Genomic DNA, 25,272 nt, shown 5'->3' with positions numbered 1-25,272 from the left:
TGTCACGCCACGAAAACCCCGTAGCCCGGGTGGAATTCGGCGCTGGTGAGCAGTTGGTCCCGCGCCTCCACCGCGGACAGGCCCTGCCGGGACATCATCGTCGCGATCCGCCCCGCCACGTGCGGCGCGGCGAACGACGTGCCCAGCCAGTAGGCGAACAGGTCGAACGCCTCCACGGCCGGGTCACCGGCCAGTTCCCACCTTCCCCGCAGGAACGTGCTGGCGCGGTTGCCGACCGCGCAGGCGTCCACCCAGTGCCCGTGGTTGGAGTAGCACGCGGGCGCACGGGAACCGTCCCGTTCCTCGGCGACCGCCGCCACCGCGACCACCCGCGGCAGCGCGGCGGGCCAGCAGGGCCGGTTGGTGCCCTGGTTGCCCGCCGACGCGACCACCACCACCGAGTCCGGCAGCGCGGCCACCGCCCGCCGGACCGGTTCGGGTGCCACGTCGTCCTGCGTGAAGCAGCCCAGCGACAGGCTCACCACGTGGACGTGCTCGCCGAACCAGGACAGCGCCCGGACCAGGTCCTCCTCGGTGCCCAGACCGTTGGCGTCCAAGGCTTTCTCCACGTCGAACCGCACACTCGGCGCGGCCTGCCGCAGCACGCCCGCGACGAACGTGCCGTGCCCTCCTTCCAGCGCGAACACGTCGTCGTGCGAATAGGCCTCGTCCACCTTGTCCGCGTGCGGGACGAACGCGCCGCCCAGCAGGCGCGGGTGGTCGGTCTCGGCGGTGCGGGAGATGCCGGTGTCCGCCAGACCGACCAGCACACCCTTGCCGTCGCCCGCCGCGTCCGGGGACGGGTCGGGCAGCGCGGGGGTCGTCTTCGGCGGCTGCACCGAATGGCCGTGCATGTTGCCGCCGTGACCGACCAGCACGTGGTGCGGCTGCACGTACGGCACCCGCTCGCCCGGCCACTGCGCGGGGGTGCGCAGGAGACGGACGATCGCGGGGATCTCGTCGGGGTGGCGGGGCAGCACCAGGCGGGCCATGCCCGCGAAGTCCTGGCCGCGCTCGTTGTCGACGAGCTTCTGGGTCAGCTTCTCGCGGACCCGGTCGACCTCCTCGGGGATGGTGAGCAACTCGCCTGCCACGTAAAGGAATTCGCGCCCCTGCTCGGCGTGCAGCCGGATGTCGGGGCGGTGGAGCACCGCTCGGGCGAACGCTTGTTGGTACAGCTCGGCCCGGTTCGGCGGTTCGGACATCAAACACCTCTCCACAACAGTCGTGACTGACGGGGTGAGGGGGGTTCGACCAACGTAGCAGTGCGGCCGGTGCGGTGGCACGGGTTTTGCGACACTGTTTTTTGTTGCCTGGCAAGGGAAGCCGGTCTACCGAAGGCGGCAAAGTGCCCCGTCGCGAGCGGGTGACCGCCGCGACGGGGCTAGACGCAGACCCAGTCGGTCACCACGGTCGTGCCGTCGGTCTCGATGCGCAAGCGCACCGGTCCCGGCGGGGGCGGGCCGAGCAGGAAGCAGCCCAGCTCGTCCACTTCCGCCTCCTCCGCCGGTCCGCTCGCGGTGAGCAGCGTGACGCGGCTCGGGCGGGCGGGCAGCACCTGGCCCGCGACGCCGGCTTCGGTGACCTCCACCTGCACCGAGATGCCCTCGGCGTCGAACACGAGCTGCCGTGCGGTGAGCGCGGCCCGCGCCCGGCCCGCCAGCTCGGCGTCCAGGATCGAGTCGTAGCTCGTCAGCAGCATCAGCTCCGCGTCGACGGTCCGCCACGTGTAGGCCGCGCGGGCGGCCTCGGCGAACTCCGGCGGCACGGTCCGCGCCTCGGCCAGGGCCTCGGTCAGCTCGCGCAGCAGCACCTCATCGCTTTCCCACCCCGGACCGCTCACCGAGCACACCTCCTCCGCCGACCGGCCGCGGGTCGAGGAACCCCATCACCGCGGGTGTTCTGCGCAGCTTCTCCAGGCACCTGATGCGGGTCGGCCCGATGCTGCCGACCGGCATCGCAAGCTGTTCGCTGACCGTCGCGTAGCTGGGCGGCGGGTCGGCCATCAGCCTGGCGAGCAGTTCCCGGCACTGCTCGGAGAGCAGCCGGAAGCCGTCGCGCAGGGCCTGCCGCCGCTGCGCTGCCTCCATCTCCTCGTCCAGGTCCGCCACCGCGTCGACCGGGCTGGCCGGCTCGTCGTCCGACAGCGGGTCGTACGGCTGGGTGCGGTGCTGCAGGCGGAGCATGCGCAGGCACTCGTTGCGGGTGGTCGTGGAGATCCAGCCGGGCAGCGCATCGGGATCCCGAAGGCGTCCGATCTGCTCCACGAGGCGCAGCCACAGGGTCTGGTTGACGTCCGCCGCATCCGCCGGGCGCAGCCGGTGCCGGTAGATCACCGACAGGACCAGCGGCGTGTACCGGTCGACGATCTCGTTCCAGGCACGCTGGTCGCCCGCCGCCGCCGCGCGGACCAGCGCGGCGATCGGGGATGCAGGGGTCACGTCCCCTCCTGGGCTTCGGTCTCCTCGTTGCTTCCACACACTACGGAGGGCGGACCCCGCCGCCAGATACGACTAATCCACCAGGATTCCGTAGCCGGGGAAGAACTCCGGTCCGGCGAGCAGTTTGTCGCGCGCGGCGACCGCGGACAAGCCGTGCGTGGTCATGGTCTCCGCGATCCGCCCCGCCACGTGCGGCGCGGCGAACGACGTGCCCAGCCAGTAGGCCCACAGGTCGAACACGTCCACCGCCGGGTCGCCCGGCAGCACCCACTTGCCCTTCAGGTACGTGCTGGTGCGGTTGCCGACCGCGCACGCGTCCACCCAATGCCCGAAGTTCGAGTAGCACGCGGGGGCGCGGGAGCCGTCCCGCTCCTGCGCGACGGCGGCCACCGCCACCACGCCGGGCAGCGCGGCGGGCCAGCTCGGCCGGTTGGTGCCCTGGTTGCCCGCCGACGCGACCACCACGGTCGTGGCAGGCACCTGCCGCAGCGCCCGGCGGATCGGCTCGGAGGCCACGTCGTCCTGGGTGAAGCAGCCCAGCGAGAGGTTGACGACCTGCACGCGCTCGTCGAACGACGACAGCGCCCGCGCGAAGTCCTCTTCGGTGCCGAGCCCGGACGGATCGAGCGCCTTCTCCGGGTCGAACCGGACGCCCGGCGCGGCCTGCCGGACGACGCCCGCGACGAACGTGCCGTGCCCGCCCTCCACCGCGAACACGTCGGTGTGCGCGTAGGCGGCGTCCACCTCGTCGGGCTTCGGGAGGAACGCGCCCCCGAGCCACCGCGGGTGGTCGGTGGCGGCGGTCTTCGAGATGCCGGTGTCGAGGATGCCGACGACCACGCCCTTGCCCTGGCCCTCGGTGCCCTTCGCCGGGTCCGGGAGCGCCTCGGCGACGCGCGGCGGCTGGCCGGGGTTGCCGTGCATGTTGCCGCCGTGGCCGACCACCACGTGGTGCGGCTGCAGGAAGGGCACCCGCTCGCCGGGCCACTGGCGCGGGTCGCGCAGCAGCCGGACGACGGCGGGGATGTCGTCGGGGTTGCGCGGCAGGATCAGCCGGGACATCCCGGCGAATTCCTTGCCCCGCTCGTGGGGGATGCCGTTCTGCGCCAGTTTCCGACCGACCCGGTCGACGTCCTCCGGAATGGTCAGCAACTCGCGTGCGACGAACAGGAATTCCCGGCCGCGCTCCGCGTGGAGGCGGAAGTTCTGGTGCTCCCGGATCGCCTGCTCGAACGCTTTCTGGTACAGCTCTGGGCGGTTCGACGGTTCGGACACCGGGGCCTCACAGCAGCGTGGAGGGGTGCTGAGCTTGATCAAGCTACCACAGCGGTCCGGGTAATAAGGTGTGTTCTCGTGACCGCGGTTTCCGCAACCGCCGCGTTGGAGGCCCGGCAACGGGATCCGCACGCGGCGATCGTGATGGGCCGTTCCGCGCTGCGCGCGGCGCGGGCGGCGGACGACGCGCAGGAAGCGTCGATCGCGGAGCGCGCGATCGGCCTCTCGCTGCGCGAGTTGCACGACTTCGACGGGGCGTTGCGGCACCTCCGGCGGTCGGTGCGGATCGCCGAAGGCGCGAACTCGCCGAGGCTGGCCGCGCTCGCCCGGATGAGCCTCGCGTTCGTGCTGTCCAACACCGGGCGGCACGCGTTGGCGCTGCGCGCGATCAACGCGGCGTTGCCCGATCTGCGTGGCGCGGACGCGGGCAGCGGGCAGATGCAGCGGGGGCTGGTGCTGCACTACCTGTGCCGGTACGACGAGGCGCTGCGGGACTACAACGGCGCGATCGAAGTGGTGCGGCGGTTCGGCGAGCGGCTGGTGGAGGCGCGCGCGTTGAACAACCGGGGGCTGCTGCGGGCCTACACCGGCGGCCTGCGGGCGGCCGACGAGGACTTCGACCGGGCCGCCGCGCTCTACCGGGAGCTGGACCAGGAGCTGGCCGTCGCCGACGTGCGGTGGAACGCGGGCATCTCGGCGTCCCGCGCGGGGGACGTGCCGCGCGCGCTGACCATGTTCGCCGAGGCCGAGCGCGAGTACCGGCGGCTGGAGGTGCCGCGGCCGGCGCTGCTGATCAACCGGCTGGAGCTGCTGGTGTCCGTGCCGCTGCTGGAGGAGGCGCGGGCGGCGGCCGACCGGGCGTTGGCGGAGTTGGGCAAGAGCCTGGTGCTGGCGCGGTCGGAGGCGTTGTTCTACCGGGCGCGGATCGCGCTCATGGAGGGCGACCTGGACCTGGCCCTGCGGATGGCGGTATTGGCGCGCAAGGGTTTCCGCCGCGAGAAGCGCGAGGTGTGGGAGGTCGGCGCGCGGCACCTGGAGCTGCGCGCGGCGTACCTGAGCGGTGAGCGGTCGCGGTCGCTGTGCACGGCGATGGCGCGGGTGGCGTCCAGGCTGGCCGAACTGGGCTGGCGGATGGCGGGTCTGGAGGCGCGGGTGGACGCCGCGCTGATCGCCCGCGAGCTGGGTGACCGGCGGCGTGCGCTGGCGGAGCTGACGGCGGCGGGCGCGGCGCGGCGGGGCGGTCCGGCGGCGCACCGCGTGCAGGGCTGGTACGCCGAGGCGCTGCGGCGGGACCTGGAGGGCAACGCGCGGGGCGCGCAGATCGCGTTGCGGCGCGGGCTGGTGCTGCTGGACGAGTACCGGGTGTCGCTGGGCGCGGCGGAGCTGCGGGCGCTGAGCGGGGCGCAGGGCAAGGCGCTGGCGTTGGAGGGGCTGCGGTCGGCGGTCGCGAGCGGGCTCGCGGGCCGGGTGCTGAGCTGGGCGGAGAGCTGGCGGGCCGGTGCGCTGCGGATGACGCCCGCGCGTCCGCCGGAGGACTCGGGGCTGGCCGACGCGCTGGCCGAGCTGCGGGCGGTGACGTCGGACATCGACCTGGCGCTGCTGGCCGGGAAGCCGACGGCGGCGCTGCGCCAGCGGCGGCTGCGCGGCGAGCAGCGGGTGCGCGAGCTGACCCGGCGGACCAGCGGCGGGGGAGCGGTGCACCGGGTGCCGGCGGTGCGCGACCTGGCGTGGGCGCTGGGCGACGCGGCGCTGGTCGAGTACATCGACTTCGAGGGCGCGCTGCTGGCCGTGGTGGTGGCGGGCGGCCGGGCGAGCCTGCACCGGCTGGGTCCGGTGGACGGCCCGGTGCGGGAGATCCGGCTGCTGCGGTTCGCCCTGCACCGCCTGGTGACCTTGCCCGAGCACCTGGACCGGACGGCCGTGCGGGCGGGCGCGGAACACGCGGCGGCCCTGTTGGACCGCCGGCTGCTGGCCCCGCTGCGGCGCAGGGTCGACGGGCGTCCGCTGGTGCTCGCGCCGACCGGGGTGCTGGGCGGCCTGCCGTGGGCGGCGCTGCCGGGGTGCCGCGGCCGTTCGGTGACGGTCGTGCCGTCCGCCACGGTGTGGCTGCGGGCGGCGGCGTCGTCCCATGTGCCGCACAACCGGGCGGTGCTGGCCGCCGGTCCGCGCCTGCCCGCCGCGCCGACCGAGATCGCCGCCATCACGCCCCTCGCGGGGGCGGCGTCGGTGCTGGTGGGCGATGCGGCGACGGTGGACGCGGTGGCGTCGGCGATGGACGGCGCGCCACTGGCCCACGTGGCGGCGCACGGCTCGTTCCGCGCGGACAACCCGCTGTTCTCGGCGCTGGAACTGGCCGACGGCCCGCTGACCGTCTACGACCTGGAACGCCTCCGCACCCCTCCCGCGCGGGTCGTGCTGTCGGCGTGCGACTCGGGCCTGTCGGCGGTGCGTCCCGGCGACGAGCTGATGGGCTTCACGGCCGCGTTGCTGGGCCTGGGCACGCGGACCCTGGTCGCGCCGGTCGTGCCGGTGCCGGCCGAGATGACGACGCCGCTGATGGTGGACCTGCACCGGCGGCTGGGGTCGGGGCAGAGCCCGGCGGTGGCCTTGGCGGGGGCGCAGGAAGCGCACGTGGACGGCGGTGACGCGGCTTTCGCGGCCAGCGTCGGTTTCCTGTGCTTCGGAGCCTGAGCGGTAGGTTGGCCCGCGTGGACCCACAGGACATGCTCGCCGTGGCGGTGGAGGAGGCCCGGACCGGGCTGGCCGAGGGCGGAATCCCGATCGGGGCCGCGCTGTTCGCCTCGGACGGCACGCTGCTCGGCCGCGGCCACAACCGGCGCGTGCAGGACGGCGACGCGTCCACGCACGCCGAGACGGCGGCCTTCCGCGCCGCGGGCCGGCGGCGGACCTACCGGGACACGGTCATGGTCACCACGCTGTCACCGTGCTGGTACTGCAGCGGGCTGGTCCGCCAGTTCGGGATCGGCCGGGTCGTGATCGGCGAGGCCCGCACGTTCCACGGCGGCCACGACTGGCTGGCCGAGCACGGGGTCGGGATCACCGTGCTGGACGACCCGGCGTGCTTCGAGCTGATGAGCGACTTCATCGCGGCCCGCCCCGAGCTGTGGTTCGAGGACATCGGCCGGGACTGACGCCCCGCCGGCAGGCGGCCGTGGTGCGAGGACACGGCCGGCGGGTGGCTGTCGTCTGAGGACGTCGGCCGGGACTGACGCGGGCCGGCGGGTGGCTGTGGTGCGAGGACACCGCCGGGACGGGCGCGCGCCGGCGGGCGCACTGCCCCCGGTCCGGGGGCGGTGCGCTGCGCCGTCCGCTCAGACCTTCGCCATCGCCTCGTCCACGGTCGGGACGATGGTGAACACCGTGGCCAGTCCGGTCGCCTCGATCGGGCGCAGCACCGCGCGCCCGGCCGCGACCAGCAGCAGCGGGACGCCCAGCTCGGTCGCCCGCTTGCTGCCCGTGACGAGAGCCTCCAGGCCGGCCGAGCCGAGGAACCGCACCCCGGTCAGGTCGACCACCACCGCACGCACACCCTGCACCAGGGTGCTCTTCAGCGGTTTGGCCAGCTCGTCCGCGCTGCTCGTGTCCAGTTCGCCCGACACGTGCAGCACCACCACACCGTCCGCCGGCTCGTCCACCCGCACGGACGCGAGCGTTGCCGCGGGTTCTGGCACGCCGGTCTCCTCTCTCATCGCACACCGCCGGTGCGGTGCGTGGTCCACGGTAGTCGGGCTCGGCCGTCCGCGACGGTCTCGGCCAGCAGGAGGTCGACGAGGTCACGCGCGTCGGGCGAGGCGCCGAACGCCCGGCGCTGGCGTGCCGCCCCGCTCCCGTTGGCGCGCAGCCACTCCAGGTGATCTTCCACGGCCTCCAGGGAGCCCGCGTCGCGCAGCGCGTCCGCGCAGTACGCGACCAGCTCGGCGGCCAGGTCCCGCGCGGGCAGCAGGCGGCCCGTGCGCGGGTCGGCGCCCAGCCCGTCCACGCCGTCCCGCGCGGCACGCCAGTAGGCGGCGCGCAGCAGCACGTCGTCCACCCGTTCGGGTGACTCGGCGGCGGTGCCGGCGGTGCGCGTGAACGCCCGGACGAGTTCGGCGATGACGACGACCTCGTGGGCGGTCTGCGGGATGTCCGCTACCCGGACCTCGACCGTCGGGACGTGCGAGGACGGCCGGACGTCCCAGTAGACCATGTTGACGTCCAGCACGACCTCGGTCTGCAAGAGGGTCCGCACCAGGTGGTCGTAGTGCTCGGCCGAGTCGAGGTGCGGGGGCGGCCCGCCGACCGGCCAGCGCGACCAGACGATCGAGCGCCAGCTCGCGTAGCCGGTGTCCGCGGCCTGTTCGACCGGCGAGTTCGCGCTCAGCGCGAGCAGCGTCGGCAGCCAGGGTCTCAGCGCGTTCGACACGCGGACGGCGGTGTCCCGGTCCGGCACGCCGACGTGGACGTGCAGCCCGCACACGCCCTGCCCGCCGAGCAGCCTCCGGTGCGAGTGCTCCACCAGCCGGTAGCGGGGGTCGTCCGACGAGCCCGGCGGCGGTCCGGCCGTGCCGACCGGGGGCACGCCGGCCGCGAGCAGCCGGCAGCTTGCGGCGCGCGCGGCGTCGGCCAGGTGGGTGCGGCCGAGCAGGACCTGTTCGGCCAGCTCGGCGGACGTGTGGCAGACCGGCGTGGCGACCTCGATCTGGTACGGCGTCAGCTCCCGCTGCACGTCGAGCAGGTCGCCCGCGTGCCGCGCGACTTCCGCGGCGCAGGCCGCCGGACGGCGCGACTCGGGGTCGACCAGGAGGAACTCCTGCTCGACGCCCACGGTCCAGGGCTGCGTCATGGGCGTCCCATACCCAAACCGCGCCGACTTCAACCCGGAAAGTTCACCTGTCCCCGGTCCGGGCACCACGCCTTGGTGAGACTGCGCCGCAGCAACCCGAGCGGCCCCGGCTGGCGTCGTCGCCCCCGTGGCCGGGGCTTCAGCTACACCGACGACACCGGCGCGGTCCCGGACGCCGAGGAACTGGCCCGGATCAAGTCGCTGGCCATCCCGCCCGCGTGGCGCGACGTGTGGGTGTGCCCGCACGCGAACGGCCACCTCCAGGCGGTGGGCACGGACTCGGCCGGCCGCCGCCAGTACCTGTACCACGACCGGTGGCGGCAGGAGCGCGACGAGGAGAAGCACGACCGGGTGCTGTCGCTGGCGCCGGCGCTGCCCGGCTTCCGGGCCGAGGTGGGTCGGGCGCTGCGCGGCCGGGGCCGCACCCAGGAGCGGGTGGTGGCCGTGGCGCTGGCCATGCTGGACCGCGGCGTGTTCCGGATCGGCGGCGAGTCGTACGCGGAGGACAACGGCTCGCACGGGGTCGCGACCCTGCTGTGCTCGCACGTCGGGGTGCGCGGGTCGACGGTGGACTTCTGCTACCCCGCCAAGGGCGGCATCCGGTTCACCACGAGCGTGGCGGACGCGGACCTGGCCCGTGCGGTGAAGGCGTTGCTGCGGAACCGCTCCGGCGAGGACCGGCTCCTGGTCGACCAGTCCGGGCGCGGGGTGACCGCCGAGGACGTGAACGAGCGGTTCAAGGAACTGGTCGGTGACGAGTACTCGGTCAAGGACCTGCGCACCTGGCACGCGACCGTGCTGGCGGCGGTGGCGTTCGCCCGGAGCGAGCGCCCGGCGTCGAAACGCGGTCGCAAGCGGGTGGAGGCGGAAGTGATGCGGGAGGTGTCCGACCACTTGGGAAACACCCCCGCCGTCACCCGAAAGTCCTATGTGGACCCCAGGCTCGTCGCGTTGTTCGACAAGGGGACCGTTGTGCGGCCCTCCGGTGACGACCGCGAGGAGATCGAGAAGGCGGTCGTGAAGCTGTTGGGCGACTAATCCGGGTGCGGGCGGTCGGTGCGGTCGTGTGTGATCAGGGGTATGGCGATCGTGGTGGGCAGGCCGGGGGTCGAGGGGCTGGATGACGCTGTGGGCGTGCTGCGGGAGTGGCAGCACGACGGCGCGCCGATGCAGTTGCATCCGGGGGACCTCGGCTGGTTCTGGCGGTTCGGCGTGGAGGCGACGGCCGCGGCGGTCCGGACGTGGAGCCGGGACGGACGGATGCTGGCCGTCGGGCTGTTGGACGAGCCCACACTGTTGCGGCTGACGATCGCGCCGGACGCCCACCGGGACGAGGAGTTGGCGCGGCGGCTGGTCGAGGACGTGGCCGAGCCGGAGCGCGGCGTGCTGCCGGAGGGCAGGGTGTGCATCGAGGCGCCGAGGGGCGCGCTGCTCCAGGACCTGCTGTCCGAGCGCGGCTGGCACACCGACGAGCCGTGGACGCCGCTGCTCCGCGACCTCACCGAGCCGGTGGAGGACCCGGGCGTGCGGATCGAGGTGATCGGGCCGGGGCAGGCGGTCGTGCGGGCCGCCGTGCAGCGGGCGGCGTTCGACCGTTCGACGTTCACCGAGGCGGGCTGGCAGGCGATGGCGGGCGGAGCGCCCTACGCCGACGCCCGCTGTCTGGTCGCGTACGACGACCGGGGCGACGCGGTGGCGACGGTGACGGTGTGGTCGGCCGGTCCGGGGAGGCCCGGGTTGATCGAGCCGATGGGCGTGCACCGGGAACACCGCGGTCGCGGCTACGGCAAGGCGATCACCGTCGCCGCGGCGGCGGCGCTTCGGGAGCTGGGCTCGTCGAGCGTGGTCGTCTGCACCCCGAGCGCCAACGTCGGCGCGGTCGCCACCTACCGGTCAGCCGGCTTCCGGCAACGCGCCGAGGTCCGGGACCTGTGCCGGGCCGGCTAGCCCGGGAATCCCCGGTCATCGGTGCGGCGGGTCACCTGGTGGAAGAGGCACGGCAGCGGAGGGACACGGCATCGACGGGCACGGCCGGCCATCACCCGGCGAGCAGCGCGCCGACGTCCTCGTGCAGCCGCACCGCCCCGCCGACGAGCGCGATGTCCGCCCCGGAGGCCACCGCCAGCAACGGCAGGACCTCGTCGGCCCGTCCGCCGTCCGCCATCCGCGACCCCACCAGCGGATCGGTCAGCAGCAGGGTGTCGACCGTCCCGGCCTCCAGCGCCTCCTGCACCGGCGCCACCCCGTGCACCGCCCGGCCGGTCAGCCGTGCGGACTCGTCGCGGAACCGCTGCACCACCGCGCGCCGCGCGTCCTGGTTCGCCCGGCCGGCCAGGTGCAGCACCGCCCGGTCCGGCGCGCCGTCCACCTCGACCACCAGGTGGCGGTACCGACTCGGCAGCGCGACCCGCAGCGACCGCCTCGACGACAGCGGACCGGCGAGCACCAGCAGCGGCGCGCCGAGCCGGTCCACCAGGGCGGTGGCCTCCTGGGCGACGTCGGCCAGCTCCGCCGCGGCCAGTCGCCGGTCGGACCGCCGCGCGCCCACCGAGGCGACCGCCACCGGCCGTCCGCTCGGGTCGACGCCGCGCAGGTCCGCCCCGTGCGAACCGACCTGCACGACCACGTGCGGCAGCAGCGGCTCGGACAAGTCCACCAGCGGCAGCAGGTAGGGCAACGCGCTGAACCGCGCGGTGTACCCGGAAGGCGGCAGCGGCAGATCGGCGTCGATCAGCACGCGGCCCTCGGACGCCACCAGCCCGCGCCCCACCGCCCGGCCGCCCGACGACAGCCCGGTGTCGAGGGCCGACCCGACCGCCGCCAGCGACCCGGGGTCCGCCCCGGCCCCGTCCAGTTGGTCACGGAGCGCGCGCCACCGCAGGTCAACGTGATCACTCACATCGAGGTACACCGACACGAAGGGGCCGTCCATCCCGACGACCTCGTGCCAGCCCGTGGTGCGCATGTGGTCCTCCCGGTTGACGTCACCGGAAGACATACCCGGCGGGGGCCTAGGGCAACCGTCCCGTGCGGCCGGCCCGGAGCGTCCGGGCGCGCTGCTCGCACCACACGCAGCTCTCCGCGATGCCGACCGACGCGAAGCCGAGCAGCAGGTGCGCCCCGTTGCCGAGGAAGCCCGCGTCCAGCGGCCCGTTCGGGTCACCCACCCCGTAGGCGAACACGACGAGGAACACCAAGCCCATCAACGTGCCGACGAACCGGGCCGCCCGCGTGCGGAAGGCCGCCGCCAGCACCGCGAGTCCGGTGATCCCGTGCAGCACGCCCAGCGGCGCCCGCCCGGCCACCAGGTCGACCAGTGCCCACACCATGAGCAGCGCGCCGAGTGCCAGCGCCGTGCGCTGGGGCCAGGACAGGTTCGCCATGGCGTGCACCCCTCTCGCTCCGTCATTCATCATCGAGCAGACTCCGCAACCGGGCCAGTGAGCGGCTCAACAGCCTGGACACGTGCATCTGCGACACACCCACGGAGTCGGCGATCTGGCTCTGCGTCATGCCGCGGAAGAACCTCAGCACCACGATCCGCCGCTCGCGCCGGGGCAGGCCGCGCAGCATCGGGTCCAGCGCGTGCTGCAGCTCGACCACCTCCAGCGCGGGGTCGTCGAAGATCAGGTGGTCGCCGCTGTCCAGCTCGCCGCCGCCGGCCAGCTCGTCCAGCGACAGCAGGTGGTGCGCGGAGGTGGCGTGCAGGCCCTCGTAGACCTCGTCCACGCTGATGCCCAGGTGCCGCGCGACCTCGGAGGGCTTGGGCGAGCGGCCGGTGCGGCGGGCCAGGTCGACGCGGGCGGTGTCGATGGCCACGCACAGCTCCTTGAGCCGGCGGGGCACGCGGACCGCCCAGCCCTGGTCGCGCAGGTAGCGCCGGACCTCGCCGGTGATGGTGGGCACCGCGAACGCCAGGAAGTCGATGCCGCGGCCCACGTCGAACCGGTCGACGGCGTGGATCAGCCCCAGCGCGGCCACCTGCCGCAGGTCCTCGACGGACTCGCCGCGTTCGGCGAACCGGTCGGCGATGTGCCTGGCCAGCGGCAGGTGCTCGGTCACCAGCTTGTCGCGCAACTGCGCATAGCGCGTGCCGTCACGCTGCGTCGCCGCCAGTTCCACGAACAGCGGCTGGTAGTCGACCGCGTTCATGCCCGGCACCTCAACTCGACCTGCAACAGGCCTTCTCCGTCCACCCAGGTGGCCACCGTGTCGGTCACCGAGCTGACGACCCGCCAGTACAACGAGCGGTGGTCGGGCACGGTCACGGCCGAGGAGCGGACCTGTGCGCGAAACCGAACGGAATCACCGTCTCGGACGAACCGGCAGGCCAGCACGGCGTGGTCGCGCGCCTTGGCGATCAACGTGGTGCAGGCCTCGTCCACCGCGATGACCAGGTCGATCGCGAGTTCGGGGGTGGACCGGGCGATCGCACCCGCGACCGCCCGCACGGTGGACAGGCCGGCGGGCCCCGCTGCCAGCCGGAGCTCGATCTCGCCGCCGTCCATGGATGGCGCATACCCGAGCCGTCACCCCGTTACACCCCGTCCACACAGGACTGGGCATCGGAATCGAGAAAGCCGGACCGGGTCGACCGCCCCGACATCACGGTTCGTGAACAGTGGTAGGTAACGGTGTGATCGGGGTCATACCGGCCGCCTTCCCGGCACTCCGGAGGCGCTGGTGCTGGAGGCGTGCAACTTTGAGTTGGTCTACGCCGATGTGATGCCGGTGTTGCGCGGCTGCGCATCCCCGAAGGGCGGACAGTCGCCCTCCTCGGCGCGAACGGCGCGGGCGAGACGCGGGCGCGCCCTGATATCCGAGTCGCGCTACCCGCTGCTGGACGAGCCGAGCCCGGGTCTCGCACCGCTGGTGGTCCGGCAGATCCGCGACCTTTTCGTGCGGATCAACGAGCAGGGCACCGCGGTCCTGCCGGTCGAGCAGAACGCCGCCATGGCGCTGCCCGTCGCCGACCACGGCTACGTGCTGGAGACCGACCGGGTGGTGATGGACGAGCCCGCCGCGGCGCTGCCGGCCGACGAGGACGTGCGCGAGTTCCCACCTGGGGCTGCGGGGCGAGGGCACGGTCTCGTCGTTCCGCGACGTCGAGCACTACAAGAGGAGGAAGCGGTGGTTGTTCGTGGTCAACGGTTTCTTCGACCTGGGTTCGTGCAACCTGCTGCCGCGCATAACCCGGGAACTGCCCACGGTGCTGCCGTTCATCAGCCCCGCTGCGACGGGCGCGGTCACGGTGTTCCAGGTCGAGGCCGTCCTCTATGGACTGTTGATCGTGGTCTTCCTGATTGTCGAGCCACGCGGCGTGTTCCGGCCGCGCCCACCGGGGTGACCTTGGTGGACTTCTTCAGCGGTCCTACATCGGAGGGGCACAAGTTCTCGTAGCACTGCTACCCGTGACGCTGTTGGGGCGGGCCGGCTCGGGGGACGAGCCGGCCCCGACCTGCGTTACTTGACGGCGGTGAGGAACGTCGTGAGGGCTTTGGCGGTGAAGGCCAGGGTCGGGCCGGTGGGGTTCTTGGAGTCGCGGATGGCTGCGGCCTCCTCGGTGCGGGCCAGTTCGACGCAGTTGGCGACGTCGCTGCTGCGGGTGCTCTTGCGCCAGCAGGCGGTGGTGGGGTCCACGGTCACTCCTTGATTGGTGTGCGTGCCGGGCAGGCCTGCGACGCGGGTCGGCCCGGACTCGACTACCTGAGAGTGTTCAGGAACGTGGCCAGTGACTTCGAGGTGAACGCAAGGATTGGGCCGGTGGGGTTCTTGGAGTCGCGGATGGCTGCGGCCTGCTCCGTGCGGGCCAGTTCGACGCAGTTCGACGCGGTGCCGCTACGGGTGCTCTTGCGCCAACGGGTGAGGTCCACGGTCACTCCTTGATCAGCTCTGCCAGCAGGTCGGCCGTTGCACCCGGTGCAAGACCCGCTCCGAGAATATTGCGCAGAGCAAGGCGGTAGCCCTCCAAGTCGACTGCCTCCTCCAGGAACATGGCCGTGATCTGGTTCTCCACGTGCACGATCGCCGGTTCGTGCAGGAACTCCAGGATCACGAACGGCCCGCGCAGACCGGCGTTCATGCCGGCGGACATCGGTACGACGACGACGGTGACGTTCGGGTGTTCGGCGGCGTCCAGGAGGTGGCGAAGCTGGCGGCGCATGACCGCAGGCTGGCCGACCTGGACGCGGAGCGCGGCCTCATGGACTACTGCGAGGTACTGCGGGGCGTTGCTTCGAGACAACAATGTCTGGCGCGCCATCCGGCTGGTGACCAGGGTGTCCAACTCGTGGTCGGTGACCGTCGGTTCAGCGGCTTTGAACAGTGCTCGGGTGTATTCGGCGGTTTGCAGCAGACCTGGGATCATCAGTGGTTCGTAGTTGTGTATGCGCAACGCTTTGTTCTCGAAGTCGATGAGTGCGCGCCACAGTTTCGGCAGACCGGCCTGACGCTCCCACCACCCCATCTCCTCACCCCTGCGCATCAGGTCCATCAGCTCTTTCCGACGCGGCCCCGGCACCTGGTAGAAACCCAGCAGCGCGGCCACGTCGTCCAGTTGGAGGCCGCTCTTCCCGGTCTCCATCCGACTGATCTTGCTGGCCGACACGCCGAGCATCCCGGCGACGTCTTCGCAGCTCATCTCATGTTGCTCACGATATAGTCGGAGCGCGTTGGCGACCGTGCGGGAGCGCACGGAGGTGTAGGCGTTACCTGGCATGAGGCCCATGGTGGTCGAGCTGATCTTTGATCGGCAATAACACGATTGGGCTATGTATTGCACCTGTTGCAACGTGTCAGTGTGCATTTATGAACGCACAACAGCAGCTCGCGCACATGGCCCAGCTCCCGCTCGGCCGGAAATTCACCATCCCCGCCTACGGCGACCTCGGGCCGGCCAGTATCGAACTCGCGCTGCCGCACGTCCGGGTCACCGATTCGGACGGCCACGTCATCGTCATCACGCCCCGGCAGGCCGAACTGGTGTCCGCCGCGCTGGACAACATCACGTCGTGGTTCGAGGACGTCCAGGACCTGCCGGAGGACGTGTCCGCCGAGTGACCAGCCGGGCCGGCGGAGTGGCCGCCCGTCAGCGGTCACTTCGCCGGCGTCAGCAGCGGATCGGCCCACACGCCGACGCGTTCCGGGCCGGGGCACTTGCTGGCGTCACCCGTCGGCGGGCGGACGCCGATGGTCAGCCGCTGTGCGCCGGCCACCGGGATGTCCACCATTCGCGAGGTCTTGCCGACCGCCGGGAAGTCGGCCGGGTTGCCGTCGGCCAGCACGTAGAAGTCCAGCGGTTTGGTTTCGGCGGAGTCGTCGGCTATTCCGATGAACGCGGTGAACCGCTCGAATCGCGCGTTCAGTGCGAACTCGACCTGGGTCGCTCCGCACCACGCGCCGGTGACGGCTATCGCCTTGTCGTGCGGGACGCCTTGCAGTCGTGTCGCGCCGGTTGTCCAGAGATTCTCGTTGGCTTCGTTTTCGATCGGTTTCAGATCCGCCAGGGAGACGGCGTTCGGCGGCGTCAGCGGCACGGACTGCGCGGTGCCGATCGTTTCGCTCGGTGTCGACGTGGTGGACGGCGGCGGGGTGCTCGCGGCGTTGGCCGGAGTTGCCCGCGGCGACATGTCCATACTGCCCAGCACTATTGCCAGGACCAGGGTCGCGACGCTGGCCGTGGACAGGCCCGCGAGCAGGGCGGTGGACGGTCTGTCCCGGTCGCGGGAGGTGGCGAGCACGGTCGCGCCGATGATCACGCAGACCGCCGCGCCGACAATTTTCAGCACCGTGGTCGGAAATGTCAGAATGGCGATGAGGGCGCCCGCCAGGCTGGTGGCCGCACCGGCCCACCGGGCTAGTGCGATGGTTGTTTTGGAGGTAGTCGGCTCACTTTCGGGGTGGTCAGCGCTGGTGCGAGCCCGGTGGTGCCGACCGTCCATTGCTCACAAATCCTTTCCGGATCCCTGGTTGGCGCCGCACACTAGCACCGAACGAGCCAAGATCAATACGCGGGAAACGTGTTCGTGTGAAGTCGAACTTCCGTATTTATGCGGTAATTGCGGGTAAAACAAGGTGCCGGCCCGGCCCACCCTGCCCTCGCGGGCAGCCGGCGCTGCCCCAAGGTCCGCCGTCGCGTCGCTGCACCTCGACCTGCCCGAACCCCATGGTGGAGGCGTGATTCACGAGGTGGACGAGGCCCTTCGCCGACTGGTCCGGGACGACGCGCTGCGCGGCACGGACGTCGAAGTCGCGTTCGACGCGCCGACCAAGGACTGGGCGGCGCGCCGCAACGCGCCCACCGTCAACGTCTACCTCTACGACATCCGCGAGGACATGCGCCGCCGGCAGCGCGGGCTGCTCAACGACTACGAGAACGGCCAGGTCGTCTCGCGCCGCCTGCCGCCGCGCTACATCAAGCTGTCCTACCTCGTCACGGCGTGGACCCAGCGGTCCGAGGACGAGCACCGGCTGCTGTCCGAGCTGCTGGTCGGCTTCATCCGGCACGAGTCGGTGCCGACCGGCCTGCTCAGCGGGACGCTGGCCGCGCTGGAACTCCCGGTGCCGATGACGGTCGCGCTGCCGCCGCCCGAGGACCGCGCGTTCGCCGACGTGTGGACCGCGCTGGGCGGCGAGCTGAAACCGTCGCTGGACGTCGTGGTGTCCTCGCCGGTCGACTCCGGCCGCGTCTTCCCGGCCGGCCCGCCGGTCGAGGACGGGATGCGTCTGGAGATGGGCGACGACTCGGTCGCCCACCGGCCGGCGATGACCCGCAGGCACACGTGAACACCGGCAGCCTGCCGCACCTGTTCGCCCGGCTCGCGGCCCTGGAGCGGCGCATCCGGGACGCGGTCGCCGCGCGCCGCGAGGCCGACCCGAACCCGGACGACCCGTTCCGCGGCCTCTACCTGTCGGACGAGGCCATCGAGGCGCTGCTCGCGTCCCGGCGCGAGCCCTACGTGCCGTTCCAGTCCTCCGTGTCGGCCGGGCGGCTCGGCCGGTTGGCCGAAGTGGCCGGACTGTCCGGTTTGGACATTGAAATCCTGTTGGTGGCACTGGCTCCGGACGTGGACAGCCGGTTCGAGCAGTTCTACGGCTACCTCAACGACGACGTGACCCGGCGGCGTGCCACGGCGGGGCTGGCCTTGCGGCTCTGCGGGCTGCCCGAGGCCTCCGCCGCCGGCCGGTCCCGGCTCGACCCGTCCTCACCGCTGGTGGCCGCCGGGCTGCTCGTGGTCGAGGACCGGGAACGGCCCTTCCTGTCCCGTTCGCTGCGGGTGCCGGACCGGGTGGTCAACCACCTGCTGGGCGACGACCGGCCGGACGCGGCGCTGGCCGGCGTCGCCCGCGTGGTGGACGACCCGGTGCCGGCGGCCGACGTCGGGCGGCTGGTGCGGGGGCTGCGGGCCAAGGTCCGCCTGGCGTACTTGAGGGAACGGCCGGGTGGCGGGGCGCGTGAGCTGGCGTCGGCCGCCCTGACGCACGCCGGGTTCTCCGTGCTCGAAGTGGACGCCGCGCGGTTGCGTGCCGAGCCCGATCACTCCGAGCTGGCGACGGCCGTGCTGAGGGAGGCGGTGTTGCGCGGCGCGGGCGTGGTGTTGGGGCCGGTGGAGGACGAGCCGCTGCTGCGACCGCTCACGCACCCGTCCGTCCCGCTGCTGGTGCACGGCCCCGAAGTGTGGAATCCACAATGGAGTGTCGACCCGCCGCTGCTGCACGACGCCGCGACGCTGACCGTGACGTCCCGCGCGGACCTGTGGCGCGAGCGGCTCGACGGCAAGCTCGCACCCGGCGTCGACCCGGCCACGGCGACCGCGCACTTCGTGCTGGGCCCCAGCCAGATCGCCCGCGCCGCGCAGGCCGCGTCGGTGTCGGCGCTGGTGGACGGCGGCGTGGTCACGATGGCGCACCTGCGGGCCGGGGCGCGCAGCCAGAACGCGGCCGGTCTGCAACGCCTGGCACGCCGCATCGAGCCCGCTGTGACGTGGGACGATCTGGTGCTGCCCAGCGGTGTCGTCGGTCTGCTGCAAGAACTCGCGGCCCGCGCCCGGCACCGTGACCGGGTCATCGACGAATGGCGGATGCGCCCCGGCGGAGGTCGTGGGCGGGGCGTGACGGGGTTGTTCGCGGGCGATTCGGGCACCGGCAAGACGATGTCGGCGGAAGTCATCGCCGCGTCGCTGGGGCTCGACATGTACACGGTGAACCTCGCGACCGTGGTGGACAAGTACGTCGGCGAGACCGAGAAGAACCTGGAGCGGATCTTCACCGAGGCGGCGGGCGTCAACGGCGTGCTGCTGTTCGACGAGGCCGACGCGATCTTCGGGAAGCGGTCGGAAGTCCGCGACGCGCACGACCGCTATGCCAACATCGAGAGCGCATACCTGTTGCAGCGCATGGAGACCTTCGACGGCATCGCCGTGCTGGCCACCAACCTGCGGGCCAACCTGGACGAGGCGTTCACCCGGCGACTGGACGTCGTGGTGGACTTCCCGGTGCCGGACGAGAACCTGCGGCGCGCGCTCTGGGACAAGTGTCTGGGCACGACGGCCCCGCGCACCGAGGTGGACCTGGACTTCCTGTCGTCGGCGTTCGAACTGGCGGGCGGGCACATCCGCTCCGCCGCCGTGACGGCCGCGTACCTGGCGGCCGAGTCCGGGCGGCCGGTCGGGATGGCCGAGGTGGTCGGCGCGGTGGCCAGGGAGTACCGCAAGCTGGGGCGGCTCGTCGGCGCGCGGGAGTTCGGCCCGTACCTGGACCTGGTGGTGTCGTGACATGAGCCACGTGCCGCGACCGTGCTCCAGGTCCCCGTGGATGCCCTTCCGGGCAGTCGAGACCGCCCGTTCGGGCGTGCGGCCGAGGCTGGTGCTCGTCGCGCGCCGGGACCATGCTCTAGGGCGACACCTCTGATACGTGGGGGCGACCATGCACGGACACGGGCACGAGCACGAGGGCGAGAGCGCGTTCCGCCCGAAGGGCGATCGGGTAGAGCGCGAGGACCACGACCTGATGGGTCGTGCGGCGGCGGCCGGACGCCCGGACATCCTCGGGCCGGCCGGGATGCTGGGCCTGCAACGGGCCGTCGGCAACGCGGGCGCGAGCACCCTGGTGGAAGAGGAATCCCCGGTGCACGACGTGGTCCGGTCCAGCGGCGCGCCGTTGGACGTGGGCGTGCGCGAGGACATGGAATCGCGCTTCGGCCAGGACTTCTCCGGTGTCCGCGTGCACACCGACGGCGCGGCGCACGAGTCGGCGAGGTCGGTCAACGCCCAGGCTTACACGGTCGGCGAGAACATCGTGTTCCAGAGCGACAAGTACGACCCGTCCTCGGACGCGGGCAAGCACATGCTGGCGCACGAGCTGACCCACGTCGTGCAGCAGCGCAGCGGCCCGGTCGACGGCACGGACGCCGGCGGCGGCGTGAAGGTGAGCGACCCGTCCGACCGGTTCGAGCGGGAAGCCAGTGCCAACGCCGATCACGTGATGTCGGCCCCGGCCGCGCCCGCCGTGCAGCGGCACGAGGACCACGACCACGGCGCGGAAGCGGCGTTGCAGCGCGAGGACGTGCCCGCCGAGGAAGAGGAAGAAGCCCCGGCCGCGCAGACTTATGTGCAGCGGGAGGAAGAGGAAGAAGTCGCCGAGTAGTCAGCGCGGCGCTGTGAATTGCGCCCGATGGCATGATGAAAACCATTGCGAATCGACTGTTCACCTGATTCGGGCCTATTTCGGGTGAAATATGGGTCGATAGTGGAGACGCCGACAGCACCGGGTGGCCGGGGCTGTGAGATCGTGGACGCGTGATGCTGGAGGACCTCGTCCGGTTGCGCCGGGCCCGCGACACGATGGACCGCGACTACGCCGAGCCGCTGGACGTCCCGGCGCTGGCGCGGGCCGCCCTCATGTCGGACGGTCACTTCTCCCGCAGCTTCCGCGCCGCGTTCGGGGAAACGCCGTACAGCTACCTGATGACGCGCCGGATCGAGCGGGCCAAGGCGCTGCTGCGGCGGGGTGACCTGTCGGTGACGGAGGTCTGCTTCGCGGTCGGCTGCACGTCGCTGGGGTCGTTCAGCACGCGGTTCACCGAGCTGGTCGGCGAGAGCCCGAGTGCCTACCGGGCCCGTTCCCACGACGATGGCGCGGCCATCCCGGCCTGCGTCGCCAAGATCCACACCCGCCCGATCAGGAATGGAGAAGCGAAACCCGGGCCGCGCTCGTAGCGTTGTCCGCATGGACATCACGCTTTCACAGTGCTTCATCGCCGTCGACGACCACGACAAGGCGCTCGCCTTCTACCGGGACGTGCTCGGCATGGAGGTGCGCAACGACGTCGGGTTCGAAGGAATGCGCTGGGTGACCGTGGGCTCACCGTCACAGCCCGATGTGGACATCGTCCTCGAACCGCCCCTCGCGAACCCGAACGCCTCGCCCGCCGACAAGCAGGCCATGGCGGAATTGCTGGCGAAGGGCATGCTGCGCGGGGTCATTTTCCAGACCGACGACTGCGACGCCACGTTCGAGCGAGTCAGCGCGGCGGGTGGCGAGGTGTTGCAGGAGCCGATCGACCAGCCGTACGGCGTCCGCGACTGCGCGTTCCGCGATCCCTCCGGCAACATGCTGCGCTTCAACCAGCCCCGCAAGCGGTAAGCCGACCATCACGGGCAGCCGCCCCCTGGCAGTTCCCGCTGCCCGGGGGCGGCTGCCTCTTCGGGCAGTCAACGGTTCCCCCTGGCCCATCCTCATGGTCGTTTCGCCACGTGCCCGGCGGGCCGCAGCATTTGCCTACAGCCGGTTCCGCACGACCCGGTCCCGCACGACTCTGGGAGGCAACGCAATGCCCACCTATCTCTCGCCGGGGGTGTACGTCGAGGAGGTCGAGGCGGGTGCGCGGCCCATTGAGGGCGTGGGCACCGCTGTCGCCGCCTTCGTGGGGTTCGCGGCACGTGGCCCGTTCAACACCCCGACCCTGGTCTCCAACTGGGCCCAGTACACGCAGACCTTCGGCGACTTCGTCGAGGACTGCTACCTGGCGCAGTCGGTCTACGGGTACTTCCTCAACGGCGGCACCAACTGCTACGTGGTGCGCATCGGCGGCGAGCGGGGAAACGGCAACGGCGCCGAGCCGACCGGGCCGCAGGCCGCATTGGGCGGCTACCGCGTCCGCGCCAAGGAGGTCGGCGCGGCGGACCTCTCCGTCGAGGTGGCCGACGCCGCCGGGGAGAACCCGCCGGACGACCGGTTCACGCTGCTGGTCAAGCAGAACGGCAAGGTGGTCGAGACGCACAACGTGACCACCAAGCGCACCAAGGAGAACGTCGTCACGGTCGTGCAGGAGAAGTCCAACCTGATCACTATCGAGGAGACCGCCTCCACCGCGCTGGCGAAGCCCGACAAGGGCGCCGTCACGCTGTCCGAGGCGCCCGCCGGGTCGCCCGTGCCGCGCAAGATCGCGGCCGACGACTACGTGGGCGACGTCGCGGACCGCACCGGGTTCGGTGGCCTGGAAGCGATCGAAGAGATCACCATGGTCTCGGTGCCCGACCTGATGAGTTCGCTGCAACGCGGCCTGATCACGCTGGAGTCGGCGAAAGCCGTGCAGCTCGCGATCATCGCCCACTGCGAGCTGATGGGCAACCGGATCGCGATCCTCGACCCGCCACCCGGGCTCAACCCGCAGCAGGTCCGCAGTTGGCGGCAGAACGAGGCGGGCTACGACTCGAAGTACGCGGCGCTGTACTACCCGTGGATCAAGATCTTCGACCCGGCCAGCGACGAGCACGTGTTCGTGCCGCCGAGCGGGCACATGGCCGGCGTGTGGGCGCGCACCGACGGCACGCGCGGCGTGCACAAGGCGCCCGCCAACGAGGTCGTGCGCGGCGCGGTGGCGCTGGAGACGCAGCTCACCAAGGCGGAGCAGGAACTGCTCAACCCGATCGGCGTCAACTGCGTGCGGTCGTTCCCCGGCCGGGGCATCCGGGTGTGGGGCGCGCGGACGCTGTCCTCCGACCCGGCGTGGCGGTACCTGAACGTGCGGCGGCTGTTCAACTACCTCGAAGAGTCCATCCTGAACGGCACCCAGTGGGTCGTGTTCGAGCCGAACGACGACGCGCTCTGGGCCCGGATCCGGCGCACCATCAGCGCGTTCCTGGTCACGGAATGGCGGAAGGGCGCGCTGTTCGGGCTGACGCCGGACGAGGCGTTCTACGTCAAGTGCGACCGCGAGACCAACTCCGCCGAGAGCATCGACCTCGGCCAGGTGGTCTGCGAGGTGGGCATCGCGCCGGTGAAGCCCGCGGAGTTCGTGATCTTCCGGTTGGCCCAGATCTCCGGCGGCACCAGCCTCGTCAACGAGTAAAGGCGGTTGAGTCATGGCCCTTCCCGACCTCGACACCTCGGTCGGCCATTCGTTCGGGCTCGAAGTCGACGGCGTCGCGATCAAGCAGATCTCCGAGGTCTCCGGCTTGAAGATGGAGCAGGACGTCATCGAGCTGAAGCAGAACACCAACGACGGCAAGTACATGATCAAGAAGCTGCCCGGCAGGCCCAAGGCGGGCGAGGTCACCCTGACCCGCGGCCTGACGTCCGACAACAGCTTCGAGAAGTGGGTCAAGGACTCGCACTTCGGCAAGATGGTCAACGCCCGCAAGGGCGGCGCGATCATCGTCTACGACTACGAGGGCCAGCCGATCAAGCGCTACAAGCTGACCAACGCGTGGCCGAAGTCGTTGGAGATCGGCACCTTGAAGGCCGGCGACACCAGCGTGCTGACCGAGAAGCTCGTCATCACCTACGAGCAGCTTGAAATCGAGTGACGCCATGCGCAGGGTGATGTCCGCGGTCCCCGCACCCGCTCCCGAGGCGCCGGCCGCACCGGAGTCGGCGATGCGGACGGAGTTCGCCTTCGAACTGCCGCGCGGCTACGTGGACGACGCGGGCGTCGTGCACCGGTCCGGCGTGATGCGCCTGGCCACCGCGCGGGACGAGCTGGTGCCGCTGCGCGACGACCGGGTGCGGGAGAACGCGGCCTACCTGACGGTGGTGCTGCTGGCCAGGGTGATCGAGCGGATCGGCACGGTGACCGACGTGCACGTGGGTGTCGTGGAGAACCTGTTCGCGTCGGATCTGGCTTTCCTGCAGGACATGTACCGGAGGATCAACAGCGAGGGCCACACCCGCGCGGCGGTGGCCTGCCCCGAGTGCGGACACGGGTTCAGCGTGGACGTCGCGGGCGGGCGCCTGGGGGAATCGTGACGTACGCGGCCGACCGCCTCCACGAGGAGGTCGCGTACGTGGCGTACCACTTCCACTGGTCGTGGGAGTCCATTTTGGACATGGAACACCCCGACCGGCTGCGGTACGTGGCCGAGATCGCGCGCATCAACACACGGATAAGCCAGGGGCGGTGAACCGCGATGTGGCCATGGCGCAGGCAACCACGTGCCGAGCCCGCGGCACGCGCCGAACCGGTGCTGCGCGGCGAGTGGCGGATGCTGCCGCCGATCCAGCGCGTCGTGCCGGAGCACCCTCTGGTGAACCCGGTGCAGCGGTTCTCGGGCTCTCTGGCTTCTTGGCGGTCGCCTGCCTACCTGGCTCCGTTGGCGCATCTCGTGGAGGCTCGGGAGCCGTCCGGTGTGATCGACGGCTTGGTCCGTCCGGTGCGGGTGCCCGGGGCGCCGGTCGACATGCCTGTTGCTGTGCGGGGCAGGCCTCGGGGGTCGGTGGTGCAGCGGCTGCTCGGTTCTTTGCGGACTTCTTGGTCGGCTGACTCGCCGGGTGCTCCGGTGCAGCGGGCTGTGGCCGGGGGTGAGGTGGCGGGGGCTGAGGCGGCTGGAGGTGAGGCGGCTGCTGAGGCGTCGGCTGCTGAGGCGTCGGCTGGTGAGGCGGCTGTTGAGACGTCGGTTGTTGGGGCGTCGGCGGCTGAGGCTCCTGTGCTCGGGGACGAGTTGGCTGCGGAGGTTCCGGGTTCGGTGCTCCGGGCTGAGGCGGGTGTCGGGGCGGTTGTGCCGGTTGCTCCGAGTTCGTCGCCGGGCATGCCGCCGAGTGCGTCGGTGAGCGCACCGCTGAAGGTGCAGCGGAGCGCGTCACCGAGTGCTTCGGTAGGCGCATCGGTGAATGCGCCGGTGAGTACTCCGCCGGATGCTGCTCGGGCTGATTTGCCGGTGGTTGCCGGGCAGCCGGATGTGGTCGGTGATTCGGCGGGTGAAGTCGCGTCGGTGGCGGGCCCGGTCGAGACCGCGCCGGAGGCCGGATTCGTGGCGGAGGCTGAGTTCGCGGGGGAGCCTGGTGGGCCTCAGGAGGCTGCATCGTTCGCCGACTCCGGATCTGATGCACGTCCGACGCTCGGGGAGTCCCCGGTCCAACGGATGCCGGAGGTTGCGCTTGATGCCGGGCCCAGCGCTCCGCCTTCACCTGGAGTTGCAACGCCCCGCTCATCTGAGTCGATTGTGCCCCGTATTGCTGCGCCTGCCGTACCACGTGTGGCCGACGGGGTCGCGCAGCGAGTGGTTGAGCCTTCCGTGCAGCGTGTCGCCGAGACCGTCGTGCCGCCCAACCCGAAGCCTTCCGTGTCGCGCCTGCCGGAGATCGGTGTGGTGCCGGAGTCTGCGATGGTTTCCGACGGGCCGGTTGGGGAGAGTGCGTCGAAATCCGTCTTGGGGACTGGGCCAGAGATAGTCGTCGCGCGCTTGGCGGAGTCGGGTGCGGCCCCCTTGCCCGCGC

The 25,272-nt window shown here is 71.7% G+C and carries 29 protein-coding genes; 15 read left to right on the top strand and 14 right to left on the bottom strand.

The window, feature by feature from the left end:
* Window positions 1-2: 2 nt before the first annotated feature.
* The 4 genes from ACQPZF_RS31125 to ACQPZF_RS31110 all read right to left on the bottom strand — a co-directional run bounded on the left by ACQPZF_RS31125 (window position 3) and on the right by ACQPZF_RS31110 (window position 3,716).
* A complete protein-coding gene (locus ACQPZF_RS31125) occupies window positions 3-1,205 on the bottom strand; it encodes a S8 family peptidase (RefSeq protein WP_433263045.1) in 1,203 nt (400 codons plus the stop codon).
* 179 nt (window positions 1,206-1,384) lie between these two features.
* Complete coding sequence (locus ACQPZF_RS31120; protein ID WP_433263043.1) at window positions 1,385-1,843, bottom strand: hypothetical protein; 459 nt, start codon at window positions 1,841-1,843, stop codon at window positions 1,385-1,387.
* Window positions 1,815-2,441, bottom strand: a complete 627-nt coding sequence (locus ACQPZF_RS31115; RefSeq protein WP_433263041.1) for an RNA polymerase sigma factor — start codon at window positions 2,439-2,441, stop codon at window positions 1,815-1,817. The genes ACQPZF_RS31120 and ACQPZF_RS31115 overlap by 29 nt, the downstream gene beginning before the upstream one ends.
* A 72-nt stretch (window positions 2,442-2,513) precedes the next feature.
* Window positions 2,514-3,716: a S8 family peptidase gene (locus ACQPZF_RS31110; RefSeq protein WP_433263039.1), complete on the bottom strand. Its 1,203-nt coding sequence runs from the start codon at window positions 3,714-3,716 to the stop codon at window positions 2,514-2,516.
* A gap of 78 nt (window positions 3,717-3,794) precedes the next feature.
* On the opposite strand from ACQPZF_RS31110, the gene ACQPZF_RS31105 reads away from it, so the two are divergent.
* Both ACQPZF_RS31105 and ACQPZF_RS31100 read left to right on the top strand, forming a co-directional pair.
* Complete coding sequence (locus tag ACQPZF_RS31105; protein WP_433263037.1) at window positions 3,795-6,407, top strand: CHAT domain-containing protein; 2,613 nt, start codon at window positions 3,795-3,797, stop codon at window positions 6,405-6,407.
* A 32-nt stretch (window positions 6,408-6,439) separates the two neighbouring features.
* Window positions 6,440-6,868 carry a nucleoside deaminase gene (locus ACQPZF_RS31100; RefSeq protein WP_433274769.1) on the top strand — a complete coding sequence of 143 codons (429 nt, stop codon included), beginning with the start codon at window positions 6,440-6,442 and terminating at the stop codon, window positions 6,866-6,868.
* A 180-nt stretch (window positions 6,869-7,048) separates the two neighbouring features.
* On the opposite strand, the gene ACQPZF_RS31095 is transcribed toward ACQPZF_RS31100, so the two are convergent.
* On the bottom strand, window positions 7,049-7,408 hold the full coding sequence (locus tag ACQPZF_RS31095; RefSeq protein WP_433263035.1) for an STAS domain-containing protein: 360 nt from the start codon (window positions 7,406-7,408) through the stop codon (window positions 7,049-7,051).
* Between the two features lie 14 nt (window positions 7,409-7,422).
* Window positions 7,423-8,559, bottom strand: a complete 1,137-nt coding sequence (locus ACQPZF_RS31090; RefSeq protein ID WP_433263033.1) for a carboxylate-amine ligase — start codon at window positions 8,557-8,559, stop codon at window positions 7,423-7,425.
* Between the two features lie 75 nt (window positions 8,560-8,634).
* Between ACQPZF_RS31090 and ACQPZF_RS31085 the strand changes: the two genes are divergently transcribed.
* Both ACQPZF_RS31085 and ACQPZF_RS31080 read left to right on the top strand, forming a co-directional pair.
* Window positions 8,635-9,597 carry a DNA topoisomerase IB gene (locus ACQPZF_RS31085; protein ID WP_433263031.1) on the top strand — a complete coding sequence of 321 codons (963 nt, stop codon included), beginning with the start codon at window positions 8,635-8,637 and terminating at the stop codon, window positions 9,595-9,597.
* A 42-nt stretch (window positions 9,598-9,639) separates the two neighbouring features.
* A complete protein-coding gene (locus ACQPZF_RS31080; protein WP_433263029.1) occupies window positions 9,640-10,506 on the top strand; it encodes a GNAT family N-acetyltransferase in 867 nt (288 codons plus the stop codon).
* A gap of 91 nt (window positions 10,507-10,597) precedes the next feature.
* Here ACQPZF_RS31080 and ACQPZF_RS31075 read toward each other — a convergent pair whose 3' ends face one another.
* From ACQPZF_RS31075 to ACQPZF_RS31060, 4 genes are read right to left on the bottom strand one after another with little or no spacing between them, the layout of a single operon-like run.
* On the bottom strand, window positions 10,598-11,524 hold the full coding sequence (locus ACQPZF_RS31075; protein WP_433263027.1) for a hypothetical protein: 927 nt from the start codon (window positions 11,522-11,524) through the stop codon (window positions 10,598-10,600).
* 46 nt (window positions 11,525-11,570) lie between these two features.
* Complete coding sequence (locus tag ACQPZF_RS31070) at window positions 11,571-11,942, bottom strand: hypothetical protein (protein ID WP_433263025.1); 372 nt, start codon at window positions 11,940-11,942, stop codon at window positions 11,571-11,573.
* A gap of 22 nt (window positions 11,943-11,964) precedes the next feature.
* Window positions 11,965-12,711: a SigB/SigF/SigG family RNA polymerase sigma factor gene (locus ACQPZF_RS31065; protein ID WP_433263023.1), complete on the bottom strand. Its 747-nt coding sequence runs from the start codon at window positions 12,709-12,711 to the stop codon at window positions 11,965-11,967.
* Window positions 12,708-13,067 carry an ATP-binding protein gene (locus ACQPZF_RS31060; protein WP_433263021.1) on the bottom strand — a complete coding sequence of 120 codons (360 nt, stop codon included), beginning with the start codon at window positions 13,065-13,067 and terminating at the stop codon, window positions 12,708-12,710. The genes ACQPZF_RS31065 and ACQPZF_RS31060 overlap by 4 nt, the downstream gene beginning before the upstream one ends.
* A gap of 626 nt (window positions 13,068-13,693) precedes the next feature.
* Between ACQPZF_RS31060 and ACQPZF_RS31055 the strand changes: the two genes are divergently transcribed.
* On the top strand, window positions 13,694-13,906 hold the full coding sequence (locus tag ACQPZF_RS31055; RefSeq protein WP_433263019.1) for a hypothetical protein: 213 nt from the start codon (window positions 13,694-13,696) through the stop codon (window positions 13,904-13,906).
* A 116-nt stretch (window positions 13,907-14,022) separates the two neighbouring features.
* On the opposite strand, the gene ACQPZF_RS31050 is transcribed toward ACQPZF_RS31055, so the two are convergent.
* From ACQPZF_RS31050 to ACQPZF_RS31040, 3 genes are all read right to left on the bottom strand, one after another.
* Window positions 14,023-14,199: a DUF397 domain-containing protein gene (locus tag ACQPZF_RS31050; protein ID WP_433263017.1), complete on the bottom strand. Its 177-nt coding sequence runs from the start codon at window positions 14,197-14,199 to the stop codon at window positions 14,023-14,025.
* A 62-nt stretch (window positions 14,200-14,261) separates the two neighbouring features.
* On the bottom strand, window positions 14,262-14,432 hold the full coding sequence (locus ACQPZF_RS31045; RefSeq protein ID WP_433263015.1) for a DUF397 domain-containing protein: 171 nt from the start codon (window positions 14,430-14,432) through the stop codon (window positions 14,262-14,264).
* Between the two features lie 2 nt (window positions 14,433-14,434).
* The gene (locus tag ACQPZF_RS31040) at window positions 14,435-15,277 is read right to left on the bottom strand and encodes a helix-turn-helix domain-containing protein (protein WP_433263013.1); all 843 of its coding nucleotides are present in this window, start codon (window positions 15,275-15,277) and stop codon (window positions 14,435-14,437) included.
* An 89-nt stretch (window positions 15,278-15,366) separates the two neighbouring features.
* Between ACQPZF_RS31040 and ACQPZF_RS31035 the strand changes: the two genes are divergently transcribed.
* Window positions 15,367-15,618: a hypothetical protein gene (locus ACQPZF_RS31035; RefSeq protein ID WP_433263010.1), complete on the top strand. Its 252-nt coding sequence runs from the start codon at window positions 15,367-15,369 to the stop codon at window positions 15,616-15,618.
* A 35-nt stretch (window positions 15,619-15,653) separates the two neighbouring features.
* Here the strand turns inward: ACQPZF_RS31035 and ACQPZF_RS31030 are convergent, their stop codons facing one another.
* Window positions 15,654-16,499: an NPCBM/NEW2 domain-containing protein gene (locus ACQPZF_RS31030; protein ID WP_433263008.1), complete on the bottom strand. Its 846-nt coding sequence runs from the start codon at window positions 16,497-16,499 to the stop codon at window positions 15,654-15,656.
* Between the two features lie 235 nt (window positions 16,500-16,734).
* On the opposite strand from ACQPZF_RS31030, the gene ACQPZF_RS31025 reads away from it, so the two are divergent.
* The 9 genes from ACQPZF_RS31025 to ACQPZF_RS30985 all read left to right on the top strand — a co-directional run bounded on the left by ACQPZF_RS31025 (window position 16,735) and on the right by ACQPZF_RS30985 (window position 23,960).
* On the top strand, window positions 16,735-17,343 hold the full coding sequence (locus ACQPZF_RS31025) for a DUF4255 domain-containing protein (protein WP_433263006.1): 609 nt from the start codon (window positions 16,735-16,737) through the stop codon (window positions 17,341-17,343).
* Window positions 17,340-19,331 carry an ATP-binding protein gene (locus ACQPZF_RS31020; RefSeq protein ID WP_433263004.1) on the top strand — a complete coding sequence of 664 codons (1,992 nt, stop codon included), beginning with the start codon at window positions 17,340-17,342 and terminating at the stop codon, window positions 19,329-19,331. Before ACQPZF_RS31025 ends, ACQPZF_RS31020 begins: the two co-directional genes overlap by 4 nt.
* Before the next feature lie 151 nt (window positions 19,332-19,482).
* Window positions 19,483-20,202 carry an eCIS core domain-containing protein gene (locus tag ACQPZF_RS31015; RefSeq protein ID WP_433263002.1) on the top strand — a complete coding sequence of 240 codons (720 nt, stop codon included), beginning with the start codon at window positions 19,483-19,485 and terminating at the stop codon, window positions 20,200-20,202.
* Window positions 20,203-20,357: 155 nt separating this feature from the next.
* On the top strand, window positions 20,358-20,774 hold the full coding sequence (locus tag ACQPZF_RS31010) for a helix-turn-helix transcriptional regulator (RefSeq protein ID WP_433263000.1): 417 nt from the start codon (window positions 20,358-20,360) through the stop codon (window positions 20,772-20,774).
* Between the two features lie 10 nt (window positions 20,775-20,784).
* Window positions 20,785-21,201, top strand: coding sequence for a VOC family protein (locus ACQPZF_RS31005; protein ID WP_433262998.1), 417 nt, complete (start codon window positions 20,785-20,787; stop codon window positions 21,199-21,201).
* Between the two features lie 187 nt (window positions 21,202-21,388).
* The gene (locus tag ACQPZF_RS31000; RefSeq protein WP_433262996.1) at window positions 21,389-22,909 is read left to right on the top strand and encodes a phage tail sheath family protein; all 1,521 of its coding nucleotides are present in this window, start codon (window positions 21,389-21,391) and stop codon (window positions 22,907-22,909) included.
* 13 nt (window positions 22,910-22,922) lie between these two features.
* Window positions 22,923-23,366, top strand: a complete 444-nt coding sequence (locus ACQPZF_RS30995; protein WP_433262994.1) for a phage tail protein — start codon at window positions 22,923-22,925, stop codon at window positions 23,364-23,366.
* A 4-nt stretch (window positions 23,367-23,370) separates the two neighbouring features.
* Window positions 23,371-23,805 carry a hypothetical protein gene (locus ACQPZF_RS30990; protein ID WP_433262992.1) on the top strand — a complete coding sequence of 145 codons (435 nt, stop codon included), beginning with the start codon at window positions 23,371-23,373 and terminating at the stop codon, window positions 23,803-23,805.
* The gene (locus ACQPZF_RS30985) at window positions 23,802-23,960 is read left to right on the top strand and encodes a DUF6760 family protein (RefSeq protein ID WP_433262990.1); all 159 of its coding nucleotides are present in this window, start codon (window positions 23,802-23,804) and stop codon (window positions 23,958-23,960) included. Before ACQPZF_RS30990 ends, ACQPZF_RS30985 begins: the two co-directional genes overlap by 4 nt.
* Window positions 23,961-25,272 lie beyond the last annotated feature (1,312 nt).

Origin of the sequence: Actinosynnema sp. CS-041913, from assembly GCF_050942485.1 — a bacterium.
In the GTDB taxonomy this organism is placed as follows: Bacteria; Actinomycetota; Actinomycetes; order Mycobacteriales; family Pseudonocardiaceae; genus Actinosynnema.
Note: the sequence above shows the minus strand (reverse complement) of the source record. Positions and strands in the feature narration are given on the sequence as shown.